Source organism: Plesiomonas sp. (assembly GCF_051650925.1).
Taxonomy (GTDB): Bacteria; Pseudomonadota; Gammaproteobacteria; order Enterobacterales; family CAMTGL01; genus Plesiomonas.
Genome location: NZ_JBOFRH010000430.1, coordinates 1 through 4,462, shown reverse-complemented (window position 1 = coordinate 4,462; position 4,462 = coordinate 1). Strand labels below are relative to the sequence as shown.

General features: G+C 44.8%; 4 protein-coding genes and 1 pseudogene. All 5 read right to left on the bottom strand.

All coding sequences use genetic code 11. The annotated features are described in order from the left end of the window. Positions 1–838, bottom strand: an 838-nt coding sequence (tagH, locus tag ACRC27_RS10400; RefSeq protein ID WP_438639825.1) for a type VI secretion system-associated FHA domain protein TagH, incomplete at its 3' end; no start/stop codon positions are given. Positions 839–840: 2 nt separating this feature from the next. After that, positions 841–1,839 (bottom strand): type VI secretion system baseplate subunit TssG, encoded by a 999-nt coding sequence (tssG, locus tag ACRC27_RS10395; protein ID WP_438639824.1) that lies wholly within the window; start codon positions 1,837–1,839, stop codon positions 841–843. Continuing rightward, on the bottom strand, positions 1,803–3,569 hold the full coding sequence (tssF, locus tag ACRC27_RS10390; protein WP_438639823.1) for a type VI secretion system baseplate subunit TssF: 1,767 nt from the start codon (positions 3,567–3,569) through the stop codon (positions 1,803–1,805). The genes tssG and tssF overlap by 37 nt, the downstream gene beginning before the upstream one ends. Positions 3,570–3,575: 6 nt before the next feature. Then, positions 3,576–4,007, bottom strand: coding sequence for a type VI secretion system baseplate subunit TssE (gene tssE / locus ACRC27_RS10385; RefSeq protein WP_438631457.1), 432 nt, complete (start codon positions 4,005–4,007; stop codon positions 3,576–3,578). 5 nt (positions 4,008–4,012) lie between these two features. Continuing rightward, positions 4,013–4,462: pseudogene (locus ACRC27_RS10380) on the bottom strand (type VI secretion system contractile sheath large subunit); the annotation flags it as partial.

Here is a 4,462-nt window from a genome sequence, read left to right as displayed (position 1 = left end):
CCTCAATCGGGCGAAGGTGCTTATCTGCCAAGGCCGCCTGTTCAACCTGTAAAGTGAGCAGCCCCTCTACCATTGCACGTAACGTTTTGCCGATCTCTTCGAGCATCTCATGCGCTTGCTGGCTGTCTTTAGTCTGTAGCCGCTGACCTAAACCGTGCATCAGCGGTGTGAGTGCCACATGATCAACATCATCCACGTCAGTTGATAGGGCATACGGATGATCAATGCTCGGCATATCAATGAATTCCTGATCCATGGTGTCCTCGATAGCTGAAAAAAGGGGTGCAGAGATAGCAGGTATTAACACCGAGTGTTCCGTTACCGGATGTTTGAGTAAGGCTGCCAACGAGCTCGCTTGCTCCCGTTCCAAAGCCTGTAATGGATCGCTTTGCCGTAAAGCATCACGCCCCTCAATAGGTGATTCAAGATCGCCGGCTAACCAGTTATCCAGTTCATCTGTTACATGATTTTCCAGAGTCTGCTCAATATTGGTTTTACTTCGCATAGCGCCGAGATACACACGCAAACGAAACGGGCCAACACACAGCTCATCACCCTGCTCCAAATACACTTTACGATGACGGCCAATGGGTGCTGTTGCGCCATTAATAAATGTCTGCCCACTTAAATCACTTAAACAAAAACGGCCATCATGCAGCTCAATACGAGCATGAGAGGGCAACACGGCCCCTAAACGATCAGTTAAACACCAGTCATCATGATCTGCGGCACCAAGCGTGCCGCCATATTGATCAAACCGATATTGCACTAATGAATGGCCATCGAGCTGTTCGCTATTTAGCACAACTAAAGAGAGTTGCTGGTTGATTCCGTTCATATTTACTCCTGCATGCAAATCGTCACATTGGGATTATGCGGGGGCAGCCCCAAAAAACTGCTCCATCCCAGCCGACAGCTTTGCTCATCACCCAACCGTAATCCGCAGGCTTGTTTATCACCAAAACTCAGGCACAGATCCCATGCCAACTGATCCCGCAAAATAAAAGAAACAAATTGAGCCAGCGGCTGAAAAAGCGAGCCATTAGGTAACAAGCTCAAAAATTGAGAAAAGCTCAGTTTGTTAATTTGCAAAAGAAACTTTCCGGCACAATCATTCACTGATGCCCCAAGGATCAAATCGTTACCCAAAACGGTATTCAGGTTTCCCAACCGATTTTGCTGCTCAGTATGAATTGCCACTTTACGTGGCTGCCAAGCCATTACCTTTACATCATCGAGATCAAAACAGTGAGAAATCAGCCCAGCTACAACCTGTGGAGAACGGCTTGGGCTGGCCAACATGCCAGCATAAGAGAGCATTTTGGCGCGATTAATGGGTAGATTTTCACGTACAGCCGAATTACTCAGCCCAACCAATGCAAACATCAGGCGGGAAAAACCATCATCACCATCATGTTGAAATCGCACGTGATAACGGTACTTACGCCAGCTACGATGCAACAACATCAGTAAACGGTGGTGAAAAAAATCTAAAAATAATCCAAGCTTCGGCGCTCCCTGCGCATAATCCCAAGCCAGTTCATCAAGGTAATACCCCGGCAGAGGTGATTGGCTGCCCTGTAACCCAAGAAATGCCACTTCTAACTGATGCCGACCCACAGAGTCTTGTTCAAGATTTAAGACATCACTAGCCGGAAACCCCAGTGAAGCGGCTGACGTAAAACGGATTTTTTCATGCTTAGGATGACAATCTGATAGTGCTTCTTGATCAATGCACTCCAAACGGCATAACAGCTCTACTAGCTGAAAAAAATTAAAGCTCGACGCATTATCAAACCGAATCACATCAGAGCGTGCTGACCTATCTGCACCGGCCATCGGTAGCACTCCTTGCTATCAAGATTAATCACCTCTAGCAGGTGAAATGCATTCACGCTGGCATATAAAGAGAAGAAATGTGCCAATACCGTGCTGAACAGATACAATTCGCCTTCACTGCCAAAAGCACTTTGTCGAAGAGACAAGACCGATTTAAGGCCGCGCACGGGCATACCTTGAACCAATCGGTCTACTGGCTGCGTCTCTATTTTTTCAATTCCTGCCAGCCGCTTACGCGATATCAGTTCCACCTGTTTATCCTGCAGCGCAGGAAAATCGTAGGTTCGCAGGATCTGTATTAATGCCTCTTTATGCAGCAAAGAGACGTAGTTCAGCGATAAGTTTGAGATCAATGCCCAGTGAAGACGACTATCCAATATCGGTCTTAACGGACGGGTAGGCCGCAGCAAATTTTTAAACGTAGCAAACGATGGCGAACTGCCGGTTGGAACACACACTGCACCAATCGGTAACTGTGAGGCTTTCTCACGATTAGTACAGGTTAGCGAGACTGAGATAGACTCATCAACGCCTTGCATTTCAGCTTCATCACTGCGTACAAACGAAAGTGAATAATCAAATCCACCACCACTGACGGCTTCACGTACCCGACTCCGGTAATACAGTGCTAATCGCCCATGCACTTGCTCGATCTGGTGCTGGAAACTTTCAAACGGCTGATAAACACGCACAGCTCCCCGTGAGCGGCCGGTGTACTCTTGAGCCCAACTCTCGACATTATTAATTGAAAAAATCTCAAAACTATCAGCATAACGATAACTGACTTTTAGCGGATATTCGGTTTGGCGACCGTTAAAACTAATCGGTTCACTGTCGTACGAAAACAGATTAATTGCTGGAACACAGTTGAGTAATAGTGAATCAGAACGAATATGAAGCCCTGCCGGTAGTGGCCTTTCAAAACAAAAATGCAGTGTAAATTGGCTCACTCGTGAAGTATGTAAAGACCAATTAGCATTTGAAAAGCCAAAAAAGAGGAAGCTTTCTGGAAAACAAAAAAATTCCTGTAAAATTCGATAACCAGAATAAACATTACTCGGGTACGGCAGCAATGCATCATGCGGTTCAAAACCAACCGGTTTTAATAGGGATGCAGGTTGTCTAACACGTTGACCATTAATTTCTAATTCAATATAGGCCAACTGGGTAGATAACCAATGGTATAGTTCATTTGCAGAGTAATTATCACCGCCAAGATAAAACCGCAATTTCTCTAACTGTAGTTCAGATACCGATAATGGAGTATGTGGCCGAATCTCTACCGAAATAGTCGAAAAATCATTACCACTTTGTGCGTTAATATCATAAATGTCTGCTGGATAAATCCATGTGTCATGGCATGTTTGAAAATGACACGTCACTTCATCAATAGGTAAACTGTCTAACTGAGAACCACGCTTGACCTGCGTAGGTTGCATAATTGCGCCGGGGATCACCGAAAACTGCATGATGGTCATACTGGGCACTGGGCGTAAGTAATTAGGCCACAATAGACTCAATAAGCCATGTGTTAGCTCTGGAAATTCATCTTCAATTTTTGCTCGCAAACTTCCCGTTAAAAAAGCAAACCCCTCCAGCAAACGCTCCACATCAGGGTCAGTAGTTTGTTCGGAAAGAAAGCGGGTTAAATCTGGGTGTTCACTTGCAAACTCACGGCCTTGCAAACGCAAATAAGCCAGTTCATCCTTGAAATATTGTTCCAACGGCATAAATTATCACACCATTTTATAATGTCGGTGGTTATCCATATGAATATTGAAAGATGTAACTTGTTCAATATTCTCCAACCGAACATATGCCGTCACCTGAAACGACATTTCGAGCGGGTTAGCCAGTACATCAGAAGGCCAGACATCAACATGCACAATACGAGGCTCATACTGACGAATACATTGCCTTATCGCTTCCCTAATACGTGCACGAATATCGGCGCTGCCTTGCGTTGCATCATTAAGATCAATAATTCCTAACTCTGGCGCACTACGACAGCTACCGGGCCGAGTATTAAGAATACAATCAAGATGCTTTTTCACCGATGCAATCAATACCTCAGCCTCTTTAGCTACTGAGGTAATTTCTGGCTTTTCGCGGATACGATCAAACAGGCTAGCTGTACTCTTCCGATCCCATAACATGAGAGAAGGCATACGGCTTATTCCTTATCCAAACGGCCGACAAGAGACAGTTCAAAACTAGCGCCCATGTATTTAAAGTGCGGTTTAACAGACATAACAACTTGATACCAACCTGTTTCCCCCGCTACATCCAGCACTTTAATCTGCGCAGCACGCAGTGGCCGACGGCTACGTACATCTGCAGGTGGGTTTTCCTGATCTGCAACATACTGCTTAACCCAACTATTTAGTTCACGCTCTAAGTCTTGACGCTCTTTCCAAGAGCCTATTTGCTCACGTTGTAATACTTTAATATAGTGTGCCAAACGATTAATGATGAACATATAAGGCAGCTGAGTACCTAATTTATAATTTGTTTCAGCTTCTTTACCGTCTTTGGTATTTGGAAATACTTTTGGTTTTTGTACTGAATTTGCTGAGAAAAATGCGGCATTATCACTGTCTTTACGCATAGTAAGAGTAATAAA